A 456-nucleotide genomic window follows, 5' to 3' on the forward strand; every position below is an offset into this window, starting at 1 on the left:
GTGGCTAGGGGTCTGCGACGGCCAAATGGGAAGAGCGCGCGCCGCATTGACGTACCCAGGCGCCGGACCGCCGAACCGTCCGGCACCGTGGTCCCGCCACGTCACACCAGCACGTGGTCGACGAAGCACCAGCGCCAGTCCTCGCCCGGCTCGTGGGTCCGCATCACGGGATGGCCGGTCTCCCTGTGGTGCCGCGTCGCGTGCCGGTGCGGCGAGGAGTCGCAGCAGCCGACGTGGCCGCAGGTGAGACAGAGGCGCAGCTGCACCGGATCGGTCCCCTCCCGCAGACACTCCGGACACGTCTCACCGAGCGGGACCGGTTCCGGGTGCGGCAACGCCTCGACGTGCGTGCACTGTTTCATGATTGCCAGATTACGTCGGTCGTGCGGACGGCCGCGCGGAAAAACGAGGGTGGGCCCGACATGGACGTGATACCTCTGCTGCTGCTGGTCGCGG

The 456-nt window shown here is 69.5% G+C and carries 1 protein-coding gene; it reads right to left on the reverse strand.

Translation table 11 applies throughout. The annotated features are described in order from the left end of the window. Positions 1 to 101: 101 nt before the first annotated feature. Positions 102 to 362, reverse strand: a complete 261-nt coding sequence (locus LPA54_RS38350) for a UBP-type zinc finger domain-containing protein (RefSeq protein ID WP_093766979.1) — start codon at positions 360 to 362, stop codon at positions 102 to 104. Between the last annotated feature and the right edge of the window lie 94 nt (positions 363 to 456).

It is taken from the genome of Streptomyces sp. DH12, assembly GCF_020873895.1.
Taxonomy (GTDB): domain Bacteria; phylum Actinomycetota; class Actinomycetes; order Streptomycetales; family Streptomycetaceae; genus Streptomyces.

Coding starts and splice junctions, on each gene's coding strand:
- LPA54_RS38350 (WP_093766979.1), bottom strand. CDS start 362: ATGAAACAGTGCACGCACGTCGAGGCGTTGCCGCACCCGGAACCGGTC.